The organism is Polycladidibacter hongkongensis (assembly GCF_001561995.1).
Taxonomy (GTDB): Bacteria; Pseudomonadota; Alphaproteobacteria; order Rhizobiales; family Stappiaceae; genus Pseudovibrio; species Pseudovibrio hongkongensis.
This window is the reverse complement of record NZ_LLWC01000009.1, coordinates 14,250-32,192: the sequence shown is the minus strand read 5'-3', so window position 1 is coordinate 32,192 and position 17,943 is coordinate 14,250. Positions and strand designations below refer to the sequence as shown.

The window sequence follows — 17,943 nt, the reverse complement described above, 5'->3', positions numbered from 1 at the left end:
TGTATTTCTTTCCAGTTTGGGTGGCTCCCCGAAACAACGAGGAGTCGTTGAACCTAGCGGTTGCTATCTTTGACTATTTGGAGAATGCATCGTCCAAGAAGGCTTGCAGCTGGGCAAGGTGCTTGCTCATCAGGCCGGTTGCAGTTGCGGCGGCAGCAGGGCGGCCCACATAGCGCGGACGATCAACCTTGGCACCAACATGCTCAAGCACCCATTCGATGTATTGCTGAACAAAGAACCAAGACCCCATGTTCTTTGGTTCTTCCTGACACCAGACAACATCCGCATTCTTGAAGCGCGCCATTTCGACACAAAGCGACTTGGTCGGGAATGGATAGAGCTGCTCAACACGCAAGATGTAAACATCTTCGATGCCGCGCTTTTCACGCTCTTCCAATAGATCGTAGTAGACTTTACCCGAACAGAGGATCACGCGACGGATCTCTTCATCCTTCTTCAACGTGACAGTTGAACCCGGCTTGGTTTCAGCATCATCATGCAACAAGCGGTGGAAAGAAGAGTTTGCCGCGAAGTCTTCCAGATTGGACACTGCACGCTTGTGGCGCAGCAAGGACTTTGGCGTCATCAACACCAATGGCTTACGAATATCACGCAGCAACTGCCGACGTAGAATGTGGAAGTAGTTTGCAGGCGTTGTACAGTTGGCAACTTGCATGTTGTCCTCTGCACACATCTGCAAATAACGCTCTAGGCGCGCGGAAGAGTGTTCTGGCCCCTGCCCTTCATAGCCATGCGGCAACAGACAAACGAGGCCTGACATGCGCAACCACTTACGTTCACCTGAAGAGATGAACTGATCGAACAGAACCTGCGCGCCGTTAGCGAAGTCACCGAACTGCGCTTCCCACATGGTCAGTGCATTTGGCTCGGCCAAAGAGTAGCCATATTCAAAGCCAAGCACCGCTTCTTCAGAAAGCATGGAGTTGATCACTTCGTAGCGACCCTGCTTTTCTGCAATGTGATTGAGCGGAATATAGCGGTTCTCATCTTCCTGATCATAAAGAACAGAGTGGCGCTGTGAGAAGGTACCGCGCTCACAATCCTGACCGGAAAGGCGAACCGGATGGCCCTCTTTTACCAAGGCCGCAAAAGCGAGTGCTTCACCCATAGCCCAATCAATGCCCTGACCTGATGAGATCATTTTGGCGCGATTGTCCATAAATCGGCGGATGGTCCGGTGCGCGTTAAAGCCCTCAGGCACCGCGGAAAGCTTCTCACCGAGTTCTTTCAGCTCTGCCAAAGGAACACCGGTGGTACCACGGCGCGGTTCGTCGGCTTCTTTTGCAGCTTTCAGGCCAGCCCATTTACCATCTAGCCAGTCAGCTTTATTTGGACGGAATTCGTTGCCAGCGCCGAACTCACGGTCCAGGTGGGCGCGCCAATCGGCCTTTGCCTGATCGACTTCTTCAGCAGTGAGCAGACCCTCTTTTACCAGCTTGTTCGCATAGATTTGCAGAGTGGTCTCGTGCTTGCGAATTTTGCGGTACATGATCGGCTGCGTGAAGGCAGGCTCATCGCCTTCGTTGTGGCCGAAACGGCGGTAGCAGATGATGTCAATCACCACCGGACGACCAAACTTCTGACGGTACTCCGCTGCAATTTTCGCAGCAAATGTCACAGCTTCCGGGTCATCACCATTACAGTGCAGGATCGGCGCTTCGATAACCTTTGCCACATCAGATGGATATGGAGAAGAACGCGAGAAGCGTGGATTAGTAGTAAAGCCAATCTGGTTGTTAATGATTACATGGATAGAGCCGCCGGTACGGTGACCGCGAAGCGCGGACAATCCAAAACACTCAGCAACAACGCCCTGACCTGCAAATGCGGCATCGCCGTGCAACAACAGTGGCAAGACTGTTTCTCGGTCAATCTCGGTGGTTTCTGTCCAATCACCGAGCTGATCCTGCTTCGCACGCGCCTTACCCAGCACAACCGGGTTCACAATCTCGAGGTGCGACGGATTCGCCGTTAGCGAGAGGTGCACGTTATTACCATCAAATGAGCGGTCAGAGGACGCGCCAAGGTGGTACTTCACATCACCGGAGCCTTCCACATCATCGGGCGCGTAGGAGCCGCCTTTAAACTCGTGGAAGATCGCGCGGTGTGGTTTCCCCATCACCTGAGAAAGAACGTTCAAGCGGCCGCGGTGGGCCATGCCGAAGACGATCTCTTTAACGCCAAGCGCACCGCCGCGCTTGATGATCTGCTCAAGTGCAGGAATGAGAGCTTCACCGCCATCAAGGCCAAAACGCTTGGTACCCGTGTACTTCACGTCCAAAAACTTCTCAAAGCCTTCTGCCTCGATCAACTTGTTCAAAATCGCTTTCTTCCCTTCCGGGGTAAAAGCAACTTGCTTGTCCGGCCCTTCGATGCGTTCCTGAATCCACGCTTTCGCAGCGGGATCCGAAATATGCATAAATTCCACACCGAGAGTGGAGCAATAGGTGCGCTTCAGGATTTCCAGCATCTCGCGGATGCTGGCGTATTCCATGCCCAACACGTTGTCGAGGAAAATCTTGCGATCCCAATCGCTTTCCTTAAAGCCATAGGTCGCTGGATGCAGCTCCTCGTGATCACCCGGTGTTGCCAAACGAAGCGGATCCAGATCGGCATGCAAATGCCCACGCATACGATAAGCGCGGATCATCATTAGCGCGCGCACACTGTCGCGTGTTGCCTGCAGCACATCCACATCAGAAAGCTTCTGACCTTTGGACTGCGCGTTTTTCTGGATTTTCTTGGAAACCGCTGCTTCAGATGGCCAATCGCCATCGAGCGCGGAGATTAACTCTCCGTTTGCACTGACAGGCCAATCCTGACGTTGCCAAGATGCGCCCTGCGCGCCCTTGATAATGTCCTGCGGATTGTCTTGGAGAGAGCTGAAAAACTCCTGCCACTGCTCTTCTACAGAGCTAGGGTTTTCCTGAAACCGAGCATAAAGCTCTTCGATATAGGAAGCGTTGGCGCCGTAAAGGAACGACGTCAGCGCGAAGACATTGTTCGCGTCCTGCCGTGCCATCTTCTTTTCAGCGGGTTTTTGGCCCGCCTCTTTGTTTTGGGCTGGCAGATGCCAAAACCCGGGTCTGCAATGTGCGACGAAACCACTTTCGCCACGTTACAACTAGGGCAACTCTTCAACTGGAATCACTACCCTAGATTTCTTATGGGCGGTGTAGCCTTTACAGAAGGTTACGCCGCCTATTCAAAATTACTTAGAACTTAGGCTTTCGCCAGCAGCTCCACAAGTGTTTTACCGAGTTTGGCAGGAGAAGGCGAAACTGCAATACCGGCAGCTTCCATCGCTGCGATTTTGTCTTCTGCGCCGCCCTTACCGCCTGATATCACAGCACCCGCGTGACCCATGGTGCGGCCTGGAGGGGCTGTACGGCCAGCGATGAAGCCAACCATTGGCTTCTTGCGGCCTTTGGCAGCCTGTTCTTTGAGCCATTCCGCAGCTTCTTCTTCTGCAGAGCCACCGATTTCACCAATCATGATGATGGTTTCGGTTGCCGGATCATCAAGGAACTGGTCAAGCACATCGATAAACTCGGTGCCTTTTACCGGGTCGCCGCCGATACCAACAGCAGTGGTTTGGCCGAGGCCTTCCTGCGTGGTTTGGAACACAGCTTCGTAAGTGAGCGTGCCAGAGCGGGAAACGATGCCAACAGAACCCTTTTTAAAGATAGAGCCCGGCATAATGCCGATCTTGCACTCTTCCGGGGTCAAAATGCCAGGACAGTTCGGTCCAAGCAGGCGAGAATTGGACTTCTCTAGGCGAGCTTTCACCTTCACCATGTCGGCAACCGGAATACCCTCGGTAATGCAGACGATGAACGGGATTTCAGCTTCGATCGCTTCGATGATCGCGGCGCCAGCGCCTGCAGGCGGCACGTAAACAACAGATGCATTTGCGCCAGTTGCTTCTTTTGCTTCTTTAACAGAGGCGTAGATTGGCAGAGACTTTTCTTCGCCAGCAACAGTGCCAGTCCAGTTGGTGCCACCTTTTTTCGGGTGGACGCCAGCTACCATCTGGGTGCCGTAGTATGCCAAAGCCTGTTCCGTGTGGAAGGTGCCGGTTTTACCGGTGAGGCCCTGAACGATAATTTTGGTGTCTTTATTGACGATGATAGACATTATGCAGCCTCCTTCACAGCAGCTACGATCTTCTGAGCTGCATCATCGAGGTCGTCCGCCGGAATTACATTCAGGCCGCTTTCATTTATGATCTTCTTGCCAAGCTCCACGTTGGTACCTTCAAGACGAACAACGAGTGGTACTTGCAAGCCAACTTCTTTCACAGCTGCCAGTACGCCTTCAGCGATCACATCACAGCGCATGATGCCGCCGAAGATGTTGACAAGAATGCCTTTTACGTTTGGATCAGACGTGATGATCTTGAATGCTGCGGTTACTTTCTCGGTGGTGGCACCGCCGCCCACGTCGAGGAAGTTTGCAGGCTCGGCGCCATACAGCTTGATGATGTCCATGGTTGCCATGGCAAGGCCAGCACCATTCACCATGCAGCCGATGCTACCATCAAGAGCGACGTAAGCCAGATCGTGCTTGGAAGCTTCAATCTCTTTTGCGTCTTCTTCGGTTTTGTCGCGCAGGGCAACAATGTCTTCATGACGGAACAGGGCGTTGCCATCGAAGGATACTTTCGAATCCAGGACACGCAGGCGGCCATTTTCCATGACGATCAGCGGGTTGATCTCCAGCAGAGCCATGTCTTTTTCAACAAAGGCTTTGTAGAGGATCGGGAACAGCTTCATACCGTCTTCGCGGGCTTCGCCTTCCAGCTTCAGCGTATCGCAAAGGGTGCTTGCTTTTCCAGCAGTTACGCCTTCAACCGGATCGATCGGCAGGGTGAGGATTTTCTCTGGAGTTGCGTGTGCAACTTCTTCGATATCCATGCCACCTTCTGTGGAAGCAACAAAAGCAACCTGACCACAGGTACGGTCTACCAGCAAGGAGAGGTAGAGTTCGCGATCAATGTCAGCGCCATCTTCGATGTAGAGACGGTTTACAACCTTGCCTGCATCACCGGTCTGTGCGGTAACGAGAGTGTTGCCCAGCATTTCTTTTGCGTGGGAGGTCACTTCGTCAAGGTTGAACGCCAGACGAACGCCGCCTTTTGCATCTGCAGGCAGCTCTTTGAACTTGCCTTTACCGCGGCCACCTGCGTGGATCTGCGATTTAACAACCCACAGCGGGCCTGGTAGGGATTTTGCTGCGGCTTCAGCTTCGTCAGCCGAAAAGATTGCGACGCCTTCAGCAACGGGAGCGCCGTACTCTTTCAAAACGGCTTTCGCCTGATATTCATGAATGTTCATCTGATCTGCCTGTTGTAACGGAAGATGGCTGGCACATTGGTGCGCCAGCCTTTCAGAGTTGGGTTTCAGCCGTCGTCTTAAGCGAGCGCTGGCTGGATTTTCTTACATGCTGCGACAAGACCGTTTACAGAGTCTACGGACTTATCAAACATAGCTTTTTCAGCGCTGTTCAGCTCGATCTCAACAATGCGCTCGATGCCGTTTTCACCAATGACAGTTGGTACGCCAACATACATGTCTTTCTGGCCGTACTGGCCATCAAGGTATGCCGCACAAGGCAGAACGCGTTTCTTGTCTTTGAGGTAGCTTTCCGCCATTGCAATTGCGGATGACGCTGGTGCGTAGAAAGCGGAGCCGGTTTTCAGCAGGGAGACGATCTCCGCGCCGCCATCACGGGTGCGCTGTACGATTTCTTCCAGACGCTCTGCGGTGATCCAACCCATTTTCACCAGATCGGTGAGAGGCACGCCTGCAACTGTGGAGTAGCGGGTCAGCGGCACCATGGTGTCACCATGACCGCCAAGAACGAATGCGGTGACATCTTCAACGGAAACGTTGAATTCGTCAGCGAGGAAGTAACGGAAACGGGCGCTATCAAGAACACCAGCCATACCGACAACTTTATTCGCTGGAAGGCCAGAGAATTTCTGCAGAGCCCACACCATCGCATCAAGCGGGTTAGTGATGCAGATTACGAACGCGTTTGGTGCGTATTTTTTGATGCCCGCACCAACCTGCTCCATCACCTTCAAGTTAATTTCGAGAAGGTCGTCGCGGCTCATGCCCGGCTTGCGAGGAACACCGGCAGTTACGATAACGACATCTGCGCCTTCGATGGCCTCATATGTGTTGGTGCCGGAAAGTTTGGAATCGAAACCATCAACCGGAGAAGATTCAGCCAGATCCAGCGCCTTACCTTGAGGCATACCTTCTGCGATATCAAAGAGAACGATGTCGCCAAGCTCTTTCAAGCCAGCCAGATGAGCCAGTGTACCCCCGATTTGGCCGGAACCAATAAGAGCAATCTTGTTGCGTGCCATGAGCAGCTCCCCTTTACGTAAACCAGGCAAGAGATCGTGCCTATTTGTCGCAGTGGAGTAGCGTTTTTACGCATTTTGCGCAAGCAAAATGCGCCTTGAGCCAGCCAATTAGTTCATTTTTCGGTGATATCTCGCAAAAAGTCGACTTTAGAACAATTCGCGGAACTGAAAAATTTTGATTTTTTTCAATTTCACAAATCTTTGCGACTCAGTAAGTACTCCCGAGAACGCATCTCAATCAATCTAGAGGCGGTTCGATCAAACTCAAAGGCCTCGGTTCCCCCCTCGGAAATATAGAGCTGGGTCGGCTCCGCCGCGGCACATATGACTAGCTGTCGATGATTGTCATAAAGCGTATCAATTAGATTGATAAACCGCTTCGCTTCGTTGCGGCGCTTTTTGCTGAGCACAGGTACGCCTGATAGGAATATCGTGTGATAGGCTCGGCATATACGTAAGTAATCTGATGCACCGAGTGGTTGCACGCACAACTCGTCAAATGTAAACCACGCTACTGCAGAACAGGTTTTAATTACAGGAATCACGCGCCCTTTATTGTGCAGCTCTTCACGATGTAGTGGGAGGCCCATCGTGATCTCTTCCCATAGCTGCTGCATTTTTTCATCCGCTTGCGGGCCGCACGGTGCGATATAGGTCTCAGCTTTTCCTAGTTTTTCAAGGCGATAATCGGTGGGTGAATCCAGACAGATCGTTGTTGTCCGCTCTTTAAGCAAAGCGATGAAAGGCAAGATGTGATTGCGGTTTAGTCCGTCCTTGTAAAGATTATCGGGAACCACGTTGGAGGTGACAACAATCACCACGCCTTTCTCAAAGAGGCGCGTGAACAGACGCCCTAGCAACATCGCATCTGCAATGTCTGTTACCGTAAACTCGTCAAAGCACAGCAAGCTTACATTATTCGCAATCTCATCTGCGACGGGCAGTATGGGGTCGCCGTCCTTTAGCTCTCCGCTGCTGATTTTCTGCCGCACCGCATAAACGCGATTATGCACATCCTCCATGAACTCATGAAAATGTGAGCGCTGCTTTTTTAGTTCCCTGGCGCCTTCAAAGAAAAGGTCCATCAGCATAGTTTTCCCGCGCCCTACTGAGCCCCAAATATAGAGCCCTTTTGGGGAGGCTTGCTTCGCCTTTCCCCCAGAAAAAAGACGTGACAAAAAGCCCTGCCTCTCACTGGCGGCCTGCCGCGTCGCTAGTGCCTCGTCCAACTCATCCAGCAAGCGGACGACCTGCAACTGTGCGGCGTCCTCGCTTATCGACGCAGCGCTTACCAACTCTTGATAGCGCGCCATTACGGATTGAGTTCCTGAGACAATGTAAGTCATTCGCATTCCCTAAAACTAGAAAATCTGTCGCCCTTGCAATAACGGAGGCGAGTGTTGCAGAGCAAGAAAAAAGCGCCCCCAAGCAAAAGGGGGCGCGGATACATAAAGCTGCATCTAGCAGAGCTGGACTGGACTAGCGCTGGAACGAGATCGGTTCACCAGAAGACGTCTGACCGGAGAAAGTGGCGCCACCGCCTGAGAGAGTCGCAATGTCGCCCCCAGAAGCATCTTTGAGCACAACTGTATTGCCATTCAAATTCCATGCTGCGATGCGAGACAAGTTACCATCATCACATCCACGTGTATTGGCGCGGTACCCCCCGCTCCATGTGGTCAGCGTCATAAAGAGCTTACAGCTAGAAGCACCAGAGGATACATTCCAACCACCCAGAAGCTCGCTACGTCCAACGGCGCCTGTCCCTGCGGTTGCGGAATTCGCGGCTATTACAGTTGTGCCACCTTGGTCAGAGCCCTGACCACCAAGTGCGGACTGGTCAACTGGCTGTGCATTTGGGTCGACCGGATCAAGCTGACCGCCTTCAACCTGCTGCACTGGCGTGGCCGGAAGGCTCGAGACATAGCTGCGTGTGTACGATGTGCGCATGCAGCCGGCCGTCAGCAGCGCGAGCGCTGTTGCGATAACAAGTTTGCTGTTTAAGTTCATAGGTTCGGTTCCCACCTGTTGCGCGAGGCAATCACGAAAAACATGGGTTACGCCGAATTTGCCCCGAAAATAAAGAATGGCGCTCGTATGCCGAGTTAAATCTGAAAAAACACTTGCAGATTCTGGGGGGAATTGCAATTGACTTGCCTAAAAAACGGGGGGCATCCCAACCCGCTTTTCCTCATGCAGATGCTTTAAGCTTTGGATTTTCCTGTCCAAAGGCGCCAGCCTCTAACGCTCGATCGATCGCCGCCGCGAGGGTGTCAAAAGCTTTCTTTCGGCGTGCACCAGCGCTCATTTGCGATGTTGGCAGGGAAATCTGCCAGTGCATTTGCTTTGGCGCTCTTAGCCACTGAGGTTGCTGTGCGAGTCTTGGATCTCGCTGCAGCTGGATGACGTAGTCTGGCTGCGGCGCATGGGGCAGTGCGAATATATCCCATGATTTCGGTTCTAGCCCTGCATCTGATAGCCCATTTTCAAATAGAGCCTTTTTCAATTGCGGGCTTAACTTTCCCGCCGGAGCGGGGCCCGCCGAAAACGCGTGCAACCCCGCACTTGCATGTTGATTTAAGTAGGCTTCGGCCAACAGGGATAGATACGCATTGTCTGAACACAGAAACAGGACATTTGTTCTTTGCATTAGCCTGATCTCCTCAGAAATTCTGGCCAAGTGTCTTTAAAGGCCGTTCTTCGACGCGTGATAGCATCATGATAATGGCGACTACATGACAGCCGCATTATCAATTTGGGTAAAACACTTCGATGCCGTAAGTTACATGTAAGGTTTGTCGGATTGATTTTATTCGGATGCAACCGCAGTCTTTCTGCGGTATCTGGAGACGTCTCCTATCATTTTCGAAGAGGAATAACTTATGTCTTTTGCTATATGGTCTCTTCTCATCGCTGCGCTTCTTCCTCTTGTTGCAATTGGCCCAGCAAAACTAAACCGCTCTTATAACAATGCTTATCCACGCGATCCCGAATACTGGCGCAAAGGGTTCAGAGCCCGCGCACAGGGGGCACACCAAAACAGCTATGAAGCTTTCCCCTTTTATGCCGTCGCCGTACTTGTCGCACTTTGGCAGCAGGGCGACCCTTATTGGATCAATCAGCTCTGCGGCTTGTATATCGCCATGCGTTTGATTTACATTTTCTGCTACTGGACAAACCGCCCATCGCTGCGCAGCACCAGCTGGGCTGTTGGGCTCATCGCTGCGCTGGCAATCTTTACATCGCCGGTGTGGTCATAGCGGCATGCGATGACAAGTGCTACCCTTGAAGATGTAGGGGGTTACTGAATGCAAAGGAGGTGCGTCTACTTCGCTACTGCCCACTTTAGAAAGAAGCGATCCGCATTGCCAAGCTCGGTGCGTGTCATCGTACGCTTGCGGCGGGTTTCTATCGCCGGTCCTGCCTCAATTTCCGCAAGAACGAGATCCGCAATAGCGGAAGGTATCTTCATCAAATCGCGCAGGTTACCTTCACTTTGTCTTTGCAGCAGTTCGTCAATCTCACCCCTAAGGACTGGGCGTAAAAAAACATCTTCCAATAGCTGCGGCAAGGTTGCCGGTGGCAAACCTGTTAAGCGGTTTTGAGAGTACCAGCGCAGAGAAAGTGCGGGGCGCAACAATTCTATGAGACGTTCTGGAACTATTTCAGCTTTCGCCCCCCCATCAAATCTGCGGCGCTGGCGGGTTAGTCTTTTTAAATGCCATGAAGCAAAACGAACAGGATCGCCGTTCTCCAATGCAAAATCGACGAGTTGCTCGGCGAAGGAGCCGATCTTTAACTGTGCGATTGGAGTACGAAGCAGATCCAAATATGTCGTATTGCCTTGTAGGCACTGAATGATTACCGACTTGATGTCTTGCCCTGAAATATCGAGTGGATCACAATCAGCCAACTCGATATCGCCATCCTGCGGAAAGAGCGACAAGTAGTGATCTATTGAGCGGACAAAAACAAACTGGCTTCTATTGTTTTCAAGCCTGTTCGGATTTCCTAACAGCAGCAATGAGGGGTCACCTGCATGAAGAACCCGAAGCCCGCGCGCGTCTTCAAGATCATGCAGATGCTGCATAATTTCTTTTCCGTTTTGCTGCGATCTTTTTGATAGCTGGAAAACGGCCTTATGTGCTGTTGATGCGGTCACCCTGTTCGCCCGAGTGCTAAGTGTTTTTTATGCACTTACCCTCGTTATGTGAGTGACGCAAGGCAGCCACGGTTAAATGAGTGGGCAAAGCCGAAGGGGAGTGCCGACTTTACCCGCCATCCCACTGATTTTACTTGGACAGCTCATCAAATGCAGAAAGTGCCTCAGCACCGTACATTAAGGACGGCCCGCCCCCCATATAGACCGCAACAGAAATCGTCTCGATTACCTCTTCGCGAGTCGCACCGTATTTAATGGCTGCCTTTGCGTGGTAGCCAAGGCATGCATCGCAGCGCGCAGCGATACCAATAGCTAGGGCCATGAGTTCTTTGGTTTTGGAATCAAGCGCACCAGGCGTGATCGCGCTCTTGGCCATTTCCCCAAAACCCTTCATGGTGCCCGGCATTCCGGGACGCAGCTCACTCAGTCGACCATCCGTTTGCCTTAAAAAATCATTCCAGTCTCTAACTGCCATCGTTAATCACCTATACTTTAGTTGTAACTAATATTCGTAGGCACAATTTTTGATGCTGGCTATTGGGAATAGCCCGTATCTGATGAAGCTTTGAGCTAGATTGGGTTGACGCATAGGTTATACCCAGAATACCTTAGAGCACCCTTGCTCTTAGGCGCGCAACATGCTTTGAAATTTATTGAAATTTTTCAGAAACTGCATTGGAAGCACCATGTCATTGGAGGAAGCTCTTACTGCCCGAGGCCGGGCCGCGGATGTGCTCGTGGCAGCGCGAGAGACCTTTCTTTCGTCTGGCTATGGCAAGAGTTCTGTGGCGCTGATCGCGGAAAACTCTGGCATATCAATGGCGCACATCTACAACTTCTACCGCAACAAGCTTGAGCTTGGTTGCGCTGTAGTTGCTGCGGAAATGGCCAAGCACCTTGCAAGACTAGAAAACACAGTGGACCCAAATGCCAGCCCAAGCATGCGGTTTCAGGCCCTGATGATGGCTGAGTTTGAAGATTCCTACGATCTACTTAGCGATAACCCCGGCTTGGTGAGTTGCTTTGAAGTCATCATTGCCAAGAGACCAGAGCTGATTTCTACTCATCTACGTGCCCTTCGCTCACCACTGAAGGCTATTCTCCATTCTGGCGTTATGGCGGAGGAATTCGACATCGTGCCGATTGATCGAACTGCGCGGGCACTGCAAGATGCCACTGTAAAGTTTCGCTTCCCACAGCTGCAAGGATACCACGATCGCCAAAAACTAAAGGACGAGTGCAAGGCAGTTTTGCAGCTGCTTCTCAAAGGAATTGAATATCGATAATTGTAGCACTGTTCTTTAATTCCAACTTCTTTTCACGGATGCGCCTTTAGGTGTTTATCAATTGATTTGAATTGAAATGGCCCTCGAAACCGTATGGAGAGCGCTCCATGTTTAGCATGAAGCGATAGTACAGAGTCATGGGGGGCTTCCATGGATAGAATTCGATTAATCGCAGTCTTAAGCGCTGGATTTAGTTTATTGGCCGCACCCGCCTATGCGCAAGAAGAGGTTGGCGCGGGCTACGAGCAGCGCGTCAGCTTTTATGATGTGAGCCAGACCGAGTGGGATGGCTTTTACATTGGTGCTCAAGGCGGATATGCGCATGTTACCGGCGATGACCGCTTTGAAAGCAATACCGGCTTTGATGGTGGGATTGGCGGCATTTACGGCGGCTATAACTATGTCTATCGCAATGCCTTTGTTGGAGTTGAAGTGGAGGGAAACTTCGCTAATACCAACAACACCGCCTCTTCCGGATTAGAGCTCTCAATGAATTCTATGGCTGCTGCAAAGCTGCGCGGCGGCATCACCTATGGCTTTGCGTTGGCTTACGCAAATGTCGGCATCGCGACTGCAAGCATCACAGCGCGCAATGCCACCTTAGGGACCAACTCTGACAATGCGCAGGTCGTAGGATGGATTATCGGCGGCGGGGCGGAAGCATTTGTTAGCAAGAATCTTGCAATCCGGCTCGACTATCAGCATCTGGCGTTTTCTGACGAGGCCTACAACATTGGCTCAACGCGTTTTCAAGAGGATATGAGCGCTGACATCGTACGGCTGGGGCTGACCTACAGGTTCGAGACATATTAGAGCGTTTTGGAGATTGCGCCGTACCCTCCTCCCAAATCCGGCGCAGCTGCGGAATGGCGAAGCCCTCCTCCTCTTCGCCACCGCAAACAAAAAGCCGCCTCGTTTAACCGGGGCGGCTTCTTTTTTCGTTACGATGGATGGGCCGCCTATACGCGACGCTCGATCATCATCTTTTTGATCTCCGCAATTGCCTTAGCCGGGTTCAAGCCCTTCGGACAAGTTTGGGTACAGTTCATAATCGTGTGACAGCGATAAAGGCGGAAAGGGTCTTCCAGATTATCCAGACGCTCGCCGGTGGCTTCATCGCGACTATCAATCAACCAGCGGTAAGCCTGCAGCAGGATAGCAGGACCGAGGTAGCGATCACCGTTCCACCAATAACTCGGGCAGGATGTGGAGCAGCACGCACACAGGATGCACTCGTAAAGCCCGTCAAGCTTCTCCCGGTCTTCACGGGACTGCAGCCACTCTTTTTCCGGAGCCGGCGTAGATGTTTTCAAATATGGCTCGATTGAACGGTGCTGGGTGTAGAATCGTGTCAAATCCGGCACCAGATCTTTCACCACTGGCATGTGAGGCAGTGGATAGATCTTCACGATCTCGCCAGATACCTCATCACTGCCCTTGGTACAGGCCAGTGTGTTGGTGCCATCGATATTCATCGCACAGGAGCCGCAAATACCTTCACGGCATGAACGACGGAAAGTAAGTGTCGGATCGACACTGTTTTTAATATAGATCAGCGCATCGAGCACCATTGGCCCGCAGTCATCTTGATCCACATAGTATGTGTCTACGCGTGGGTTACGGCCATCATCTGGCGACCAGCGGTAGATACGGTATTCGCGCAGGTTGGTCGCGCCTTCCGGCTTAGGCCAGACCTTGCCTTTTCCCATCCGGGAATTTTTAGGTAGCGTCAGCTGAACCATGTTTCTTGCTCCGCGTCTAACTCTTCAAGAAATCACCATTTTGAAGTTTCTTGAGACAGGCGTTTCCCCCTGCCATGTGTGTGTTGCCAACTGCCGGGCTCTCTCCCTAAAGCCTAGGGTGCTTTACCCTAAAGGCCAGTTGCCGGCAGGTGCAGCAGCGGCGCCAGCTTGACTGACACCGCTACGGCTGTTAGTAGACGCGCGCTTTCGGCGCGATCTTTTTCATATCGATTCCACCTTCATCGAAAGTGGTAAGCGGCTCAAGAACCACCGGACGATAGCTGAGCGACACTTTACCGTTCTCATCAACATGCGAGATGGTGTGCTTGCGCCATTCATCATCGTTACGACCACCCAGAGGACCATCCTTGTAGTCCTCGCGTGCGTGGGCGCCACGGCTTTCTTTACGCGCCTCTGCGCCGACCACCGTGGTGATTGCGTTTGCCATCAGGTTGCCGAGTTCTAGTGTTTCGACAAGATCCGAGTTCCAAACCATCGAGCGATCTGTAACCTTGATGTCTTTCTGCTCATCCCAGATTTTGGCCATGCGCTCACAGCCCTGCTCAAGGCTTTCCTGCGTACGGAATACGGCAGCGTCTTCTTGCATGGTCTTCTGCATTTTGAGGCGAAGGTCGGCCGTTGGCACAGCACCATCAGCGTAGCGAAGGCCATCGAAGCGCTCCATGATCTTCTGGCTTGCAGCCTCATTAGGCGTTGGGATTGCCGCTTCGCGGTCAATCACCTCGCCTGCACGAATTGCAGCTGCACGGCCGAATACAACAAGGTCGATCAGCGAGTTCGAGCCAAGACGGTTCGCACCATGAACAGAGGCACACCCTGCTTCACCTACAGCCATCAAGCCTGGAACAATTGCGTTTGGATCGTCTTTGGTCGGGTTCAGCGCTTCACCCCAATAGTTTGTTGGAATGCCGCCCATGTTGTAGTGAACGGTTGGCAGCACCGGAATTGGTGCTTTTGTTACATCAACGCCTGCGAAGATGCGCGCGGATTCCGAGATACCTGGCAGACGTTCGGCCAAAAGATCTGGATCCAAGTGATCAAGATGCAGGAAGATGTGATCTTTGTTTTTGCCAACACCGCGCCCTTCGCGGATTTCCATGGTCATACACCGGGAAACCACATCGCGTGAGGCCAGGTCTTTGGCTGAAGGGGCATAGCGCTCCATGAAGCGCTCGCCTTCGGAGTTAACCAGATAACCGCCCTCACCGCGAGCACCTTCGGTGATCAAACAGCCCGAGCCATAGATGCCCGTTGGGTGAAACTGAACAAACTCCATATCCTGCAGGGCAAGGCCTGCACGGGCAACCATACCGCCGCCATCACCTGTACAGGTATGCGCAGATGTCGCCGAGAAGAAGGCACGACCGTAGCCGCCTGTCGCCAGCACAACCATTTTCGCATTGAAGCGATGGATGGTGCCGTCATCAAGGTTCCAAGCGATCAGGCCTTGGCACTGGCCATCATCAGACATGATGAGATCCAGCGCAAAATACTCGATAAAGAACTCAGCATTATTGCGCAGGGATTGGCCGTAGAGAGTGTGCAAAATAGCGTGGCCGGTGCGGTCTGCTGCGGCACAAGTGCGCTGCACAGGCGGGCCATCACCATAATTCTGCATGTGGCCGCCGAATGGGCGCTGGTAGATCTTACCATCTTCTGTACGGGAAAACGGCACACCGTAGTGCTCCAGCTCGTATACCGCCTTTGGCGCTTCACGAGCAAGGTATTCCATTGCATCGGTATCACCGAGCCAGTCAGAGCCCTTAACCGTATCGTACATATGCCACTGCCAGCAGTCTGGCGTCATATTTTGCAGGGATGCGGCGATGCCACCTTGTGCAGCAACAGTGTGCGAACGGGTTGGGAAAACCTTTGAGATACAAGCGGTTTTTAAACCTTGCTCAGCCATACCGAGCGTGGCACGCAGCCCGGCACCACCGGCACCAACGACAATCACATCGAAATTGTGATCAATAAACTCATAGGCGCGGCCATTGATGTTCGCTGCTGATTTTTGAGTTTGTTCAGCCATCTGGATCAGGCTCCAAAGCTAATTTTCAGCACTGCAACAACAGAAGCAAGCGCGATGAATGATGAGAAGAAGATATTACCGATTACAGCGAAAATTTTTGCTGCTTCATTATGAACGTAATCTTCAATGATGATCTGCATGCCGAGTTTCATGTGGAAGCAACCAACCAGAATAACCAGTAGCATCAATACAGAAACAAGCGGATTTTGCATGGTATCGATAAAGGTTGCGTAGTCTGCCCCTTGCAGGGAAATCACCAAAATGATGAAGAAGGACAGCAAAAACACGTTTGCAACCGATGAAACACGCTGATGCCAGAAATGGCCGGTACCATCCTTAGCTGAACCTAAACCGCGAACTTTCGATAGAGGGGTGCGCATATCGCTCATGACGTACTCCTAACGAACCATGTAACCGATGATCCAAAGGATCACTGTTACAGAAACCGACGCAACAACCGTTGCCCGTGCCATGAATGTTGAGGTTTCTTTGGCAAGGCCATAACCGAAATCCCAAATGAAGTGCCGCAGACCGCCAAACATGTGGTGCACCAGCGCCCATGTAAAGCCGAAGAGTACCAATCGGCCCAGCAGTGAACCGAAGACCTCGTTGGCAAACGCATACCACTCAGGCCCGGCAGCGGCGCACGCCAACCAAAAGACCATGAGGACCGTGCCAAAATAGAGGCCAGCGCCGGTGATGCGGTGGATGATCGACATCATCATCGTGATGATGAGCTTATAAACTTGAAGATGGGGCGATAACGGCCGGTTGGCCTTATTACTCGCGTTCGCCATGATGATCTCTCCCGTCCCTTGACAAGATTACGCTCGCGTAAACGTAAGGTGACCAAGGTTGTTCCTAGGCTTTTCATAGCCTCAAGAAGTGAATGCGTCAAAGCATCCTAGCATTCAGATAGAGATTTCTGCATAGGAAATATGGGAAAACGCCTATTTAAATAGATTCACTTAGGACTTTGGTCGTGAGCGAGCCACACGAATGTTGGAAAACTGCTCTTACCTGAATTTGATAGTCATATTTAAAAGTGAGAATTTGCGTTTTTTTTCAGAATCGCAAGAACCTTACGCTTTAGTAATTCTAGTTTTGTGAGTGCCACAAGAGATATGCCACTTCTTTGCCCGCACCTTTCAGTTGCGCAAAGCCGATCTGCTTAAAGCCGAGCCGCTGGTGAAACAGCATGGATTCAGGATTAGGTGGGATCGTGTTCACCTCACACACGACATAGCTGTGTCCTTGTTCCTTCGCAAATGAAAACAGATCATCGTAGAGCGCAGTAGCTACGCCCTGCCCTCTCGCCTTTTCCTCTACAACGACACGATCAATGTAGAGGAATGTTTCATATCGCTGTTTGAACCATTGATAGTTTTGCGAGGCATACTGCGCCGCATGGTCAAACGCAATCAGGAAGCCCATGTGCGGTCGGACTTGCTTCGCGTAGTGCGCGGTTGCCACCAACTGTGCAAATCCATCGGCTGAAAGTGACGACAATTCGGCTGCATGCTGTTCGTTGAGTTGATGGGCCCAAGGCAACTGACAGGCTTCTAGATTGCTTATTCTCATTGGAGTTTTTTAGAGCGATTTGCCGTGCAGGCGCTTGTAGACATGAACCATGTAGATCGTAGCAAAAATAGGGGTGATGAGGTTTAGTATCGGGATCGAGAGCACAACGGCGATCAAGAGGCCCGCAGTGAAGACTTGCTTGCTATGGAATTCACGCAGCAGCTTGGCATCTTTTACCTTGAGATAGCGCGTCGCGGCGAACTCGAAGAATTCCCGGCCGAGCAAGTAGCCATTGATAAGAAAAAACGCTACGAGATTTACGCCCGGCACAAGAAGCAATAGCAGCGCAACGATGTTAGCAAGCAACACGATGCCAGCAAAACGCAGCGCCGAGAGCAAGGCTTGGTCAAATGGCAATGGCCGCCCTACAGGATGCGCAGGGTAATCATCCCGCTCTACAATTTCTGCGATGCTATCTTGGTAAAACGCAACAACAATTGCGCAAACTGGTGCCAGCAGATAGCCGAGCGCGATAAAGACCCCAACTCCGGTAAATGCCCCGACAACCCAATCAACCCACCCAGGCAGATCTGAAAAGTTGCTCAACAGCACTTGCACACCAGCGTTGATTGCCAGCCACATCGCGATGAGCACCACAATAGTTGCAAGCAGTGACCGTATCAGTATCTTACGAAAGTGAGGCTCAAAAACCTGAGAAAATGCGCGCAGAGCTAATGTAAACATATTGGGCCTTAAAGCATAAAACACTCCCTTGCAAATAG

At 51.9% G+C, this 17,943-nt stretch carries 18 protein-coding genes; 3 read left to right on the top strand and 15 right to left on the bottom strand.

What is annotated here, in order from left to right:
• Positions 1-73 precede the first annotated feature (73 nt).
• The 7 genes from AYK82_RS03425 to AYK82_RS03395 all read right to left on the bottom strand — a co-directional run bounded on the left by AYK82_RS03425 (position 74) and on the right by AYK82_RS03395 (position 9,047).
• A complete protein-coding gene (locus AYK82_RS03425) occupies positions 74-3,043 on the bottom strand; it encodes a 2-oxoglutarate dehydrogenase E1 component (RefSeq protein WP_068311395.1) in 2,970 nt (989 codons plus the stop codon).
• Between the two features lie 200 nt (positions 3,044-3,243).
• Positions 3,244-4,158 (bottom strand): succinate--CoA ligase subunit alpha, encoded by a 915-nt coding sequence (gene sucD / locus AYK82_RS03420; protein ID WP_068311393.1) that lies wholly within the window; start codon positions 4,156-4,158, stop codon positions 3,244-3,246.
• A complete protein-coding gene (gene sucC, locus AYK82_RS03415; protein WP_068311392.1) occupies positions 4,158-5,357 on the bottom strand; it encodes an ADP-forming succinate--CoA ligase subunit beta in 1,200 nt (399 codons plus the stop codon). The genes sucD and sucC overlap by 1 nt, the downstream gene beginning before the upstream one ends.
• Positions 5,358-5,434: 77 nt before the next feature.
• Positions 5,435-6,397, bottom strand: coding sequence for a malate dehydrogenase (gene mdh, locus AYK82_RS03410; RefSeq protein WP_068311391.1), 963 nt, complete (start codon positions 6,395-6,397; stop codon positions 5,435-5,437).
• Positions 6,398-6,588: 191 nt separating this feature from the next.
• A complete protein-coding gene (zapE, locus tag AYK82_RS03405) occupies positions 6,589-7,743 on the bottom strand; it encodes a cell division protein ZapE (RefSeq protein ID WP_068311390.1) in 1,155 nt (384 codons plus the stop codon).
• Between the two features lie 133 nt (positions 7,744-7,876).
• On the bottom strand, positions 7,877-8,407 hold the full coding sequence (locus AYK82_RS03400; RefSeq protein ID WP_068311388.1) for an AprI/Inh family metalloprotease inhibitor: 531 nt from the start codon (positions 8,405-8,407) through the stop codon (positions 7,877-7,879).
• 181 nt (positions 8,408-8,588) lie between these two features.
• Positions 8,589-9,047, bottom strand: a complete 459-nt coding sequence (locus AYK82_RS03395; protein WP_068311386.1) for an arsenate-mycothiol transferase ArsC — start codon at positions 9,045-9,047, stop codon at positions 8,589-8,591.
• A gap of 232 nt (positions 9,048-9,279) precedes the next feature.
• On the opposite strand from AYK82_RS03395, the gene AYK82_RS03390 reads away from it, so the two are divergent.
• Entirely contained in the window at positions 9,280-9,657 is a 378-nt protein-coding gene (locus tag AYK82_RS03390; RefSeq protein ID WP_068311384.1) for an MAPEG family protein, read from the top strand.
• Between the two features lie 65 nt (positions 9,658-9,722).
• On the opposite strand, the gene AYK82_RS03385 is transcribed toward AYK82_RS03390, so the two are convergent.
• Together AYK82_RS03385 and AYK82_RS03380 are read right to left on the bottom strand one after the other, a co-directional pair.
• Positions 9,723-10,487, bottom strand: a complete 765-nt coding sequence (locus tag AYK82_RS03385; RefSeq protein WP_068311382.1) for a DNA polymerase beta superfamily protein — start codon at positions 10,485-10,487, stop codon at positions 9,723-9,725.
• Between the two features lie 202 nt (positions 10,488-10,689).
• The gene (locus tag AYK82_RS03380) at positions 10,690-11,034 is read right to left on the bottom strand and encodes a carboxymuconolactone decarboxylase family protein (protein ID WP_068311381.1); all 345 of its coding nucleotides are present in this window, start codon (positions 11,032-11,034) and stop codon (positions 10,690-10,692) included.
• Between the two features lie 211 nt (positions 11,035-11,245).
• Here AYK82_RS03380 and AYK82_RS03375 point away from each other — a divergent pair, with 211 nt between their 5' ends.
• Both AYK82_RS03375 and AYK82_RS03370 read left to right on the top strand, forming a co-directional pair.
• A complete protein-coding gene (locus tag AYK82_RS03375; protein ID WP_068311378.1) occupies positions 11,246-11,845 on the top strand; it encodes a TetR/AcrR family transcriptional regulator in 600 nt (199 codons plus the stop codon).
• A 150-nt stretch (positions 11,846-11,995) separates the two neighbouring features.
• Positions 11,996-12,658: an outer membrane protein gene (locus AYK82_RS03370; RefSeq protein ID WP_068311377.1), complete on the top strand. Its 663-nt coding sequence runs from the start codon at positions 11,996-11,998 to the stop codon at positions 12,656-12,658.
• A 146-nt stretch (positions 12,659-12,804) separates the two neighbouring features.
• Here AYK82_RS03370 and AYK82_RS03365 read toward each other — a convergent pair whose 3' ends face one another.
• From AYK82_RS03365 to AYK82_RS03340, 6 genes are all read right to left on the bottom strand, one after another.
• The gene (locus tag AYK82_RS03365; RefSeq protein ID WP_068311376.1) at positions 12,805-13,587 is read right to left on the bottom strand and encodes a succinate dehydrogenase iron-sulfur subunit; all 783 of its coding nucleotides are present in this window, start codon (positions 13,585-13,587) and stop codon (positions 12,805-12,807) included.
• A 190-nt stretch (positions 13,588-13,777) separates the two neighbouring features.
• Positions 13,778-15,640 carry a succinate dehydrogenase flavoprotein subunit gene (gene sdhA / locus AYK82_RS03360; RefSeq protein ID WP_068311372.1) on the bottom strand — a complete coding sequence of 621 codons (1,863 nt, stop codon included), beginning with the start codon at positions 15,638-15,640 and terminating at the stop codon, positions 13,778-13,780.
• A gap of 5 nt (positions 15,641-15,645) precedes the next feature.
• On the bottom strand, positions 15,646-16,029 hold the full coding sequence (sdhD, locus tag AYK82_RS03355; protein WP_068311370.1) for a succinate dehydrogenase, hydrophobic membrane anchor protein: 384 nt from the start codon (positions 16,027-16,029) through the stop codon (positions 15,646-15,648).
• A 9-nt stretch (positions 16,030-16,038) separates the two neighbouring features.
• Positions 16,039-16,437 carry a succinate dehydrogenase, cytochrome b556 subunit gene (sdhC, locus tag AYK82_RS03350; RefSeq protein ID WP_068311368.1) on the bottom strand — a complete coding sequence of 133 codons (399 nt, stop codon included), beginning with the start codon at positions 16,435-16,437 and terminating at the stop codon, positions 16,039-16,041.
• A gap of 301 nt (positions 16,438-16,738) precedes the next feature.
• A complete protein-coding gene (locus AYK82_RS03345; protein ID WP_068311365.1) occupies positions 16,739-17,221 on the bottom strand; it encodes a GNAT family N-acetyltransferase in 483 nt (160 codons plus the stop codon).
• A gap of 9 nt (positions 17,222-17,230) precedes the next feature.
• On the bottom strand, positions 17,231-17,905 hold the full coding sequence (locus AYK82_RS03340; RefSeq protein ID WP_068311364.1) for a sulfate transporter family protein: 675 nt from the start codon (positions 17,903-17,905) through the stop codon (positions 17,231-17,233).
• Positions 17,906-17,943: the final 38 nt, after the last annotated feature.

What these genes read in the sequence shown, in the direction of transcription:
- AYK82_RS03395 (WP_068311386.1), bottom strand. Translation starts at nt 9,047, where the DNA reads ATGCAAAGAACAAATGTCCTGTTTCTGTGTTCAGACAATGCGTATCTA.
- sdhC (WP_068311368.1), bottom strand. Translation starts at nt 16,437, where the DNA reads ATGGCGAACGCGAGTAATAAGGCCAACCGGCCGTTATCGCCCCATCTT.
- AYK82_RS03340 (WP_068311364.1), bottom strand. Translation starts at nt 17,905, where the DNA reads ATGTTTACATTAGCTCTGCGCGCATTTTCTCAGGTTTTTGAGCCTCAC.
- AYK82_RS03375 (WP_068311378.1), top strand. Translation starts at nt 11,246, where the DNA reads ATGTCATTGGAGGAAGCTCTTACTGCCCGAGGCCGGGCCGCGGATGTG.
- mdh (WP_068311391.1), bottom strand. Translation starts at nt 6,397, where the DNA reads ATGGCACGCAACAAGATTGCTCTTATTGGTTCCGGCCAAATCGGGGGT.
- sucC (WP_068311392.1), bottom strand. Translation starts at nt 5,357, where the DNA reads ATGAACATTCATGAATATCAGGCGAAAGCCGTTTTGAAAGAGTACGGC.
- sdhD (WP_068311370.1), bottom strand. Translation starts at nt 16,029, where the DNA reads ATGAGCGATATGCGCACCCCTCTATCGAAAGTTCGCGGTTTAGGTTCA.
- sucD (WP_068311393.1), bottom strand. Translation starts at nt 4,158, where the DNA reads ATGTCTATCATCGTCAATAAAGACACCAAAATTATCGTTCAGGGCCTC.
- AYK82_RS03385 (WP_068311382.1), bottom strand. Translation starts at nt 10,487, where the DNA reads ATGCAGCATCTGCATGATCTTGAAGACGCGCGCGGGCTTCGGGTTCTT.
- AYK82_RS03380 (WP_068311381.1), bottom strand. Translation starts at nt 11,034, where the DNA reads ATGGCAGTTAGAGACTGGAATGATTTTTTAAGGCAAACGGATGGTCGA.
- AYK82_RS03425 (WP_068311395.1), bottom strand. Translation starts at nt 3,043, where the DNA reads ATGGCACGGCAGGACGCGAACAATGTCTTCGCGCTGACGTCGTTCCTT.
- zapE (WP_068311390.1), bottom strand. Translation starts at nt 7,743, where the DNA reads ATGACTTACATTGTCTCAGGAACTCAATCCGTAATGGCGCGCTATCAA.
- AYK82_RS03365 (WP_068311376.1), bottom strand. Translation starts at nt 13,587, where the DNA reads ATGGTTCAGCTGACGCTACCTAAAAATTCCCGGATGGGAAAAGGCAAG.
- AYK82_RS03345 (WP_068311365.1), bottom strand. Translation starts at nt 17,221, where the DNA reads ATGAGAATAAGCAATCTAGAAGCCTGTCAGTTGCCTTGGGCCCATCAA.
- sdhA (WP_068311372.1), bottom strand. Translation starts at nt 15,640, where the DNA reads ATGGCTGAACAAACTCAAAAATCAGCAGCGAACATCAATGGCCGCGCC.
- AYK82_RS03390 (WP_068311384.1), top strand. Translation starts at nt 9,280, where the DNA reads ATGTCTTTTGCTATATGGTCTCTTCTCATCGCTGCGCTTCTTCCTCTT.
- AYK82_RS03400 (WP_068311388.1), bottom strand. Translation starts at nt 8,407, where the DNA reads ATGAACTTAAACAGCAAACTTGTTATCGCAACAGCGCTCGCGCTGCTG.
- AYK82_RS03370 (WP_068311377.1), top strand. Translation starts at nt 11,996, where the DNA reads ATGGATAGAATTCGATTAATCGCAGTCTTAAGCGCTGGATTTAGTTTA.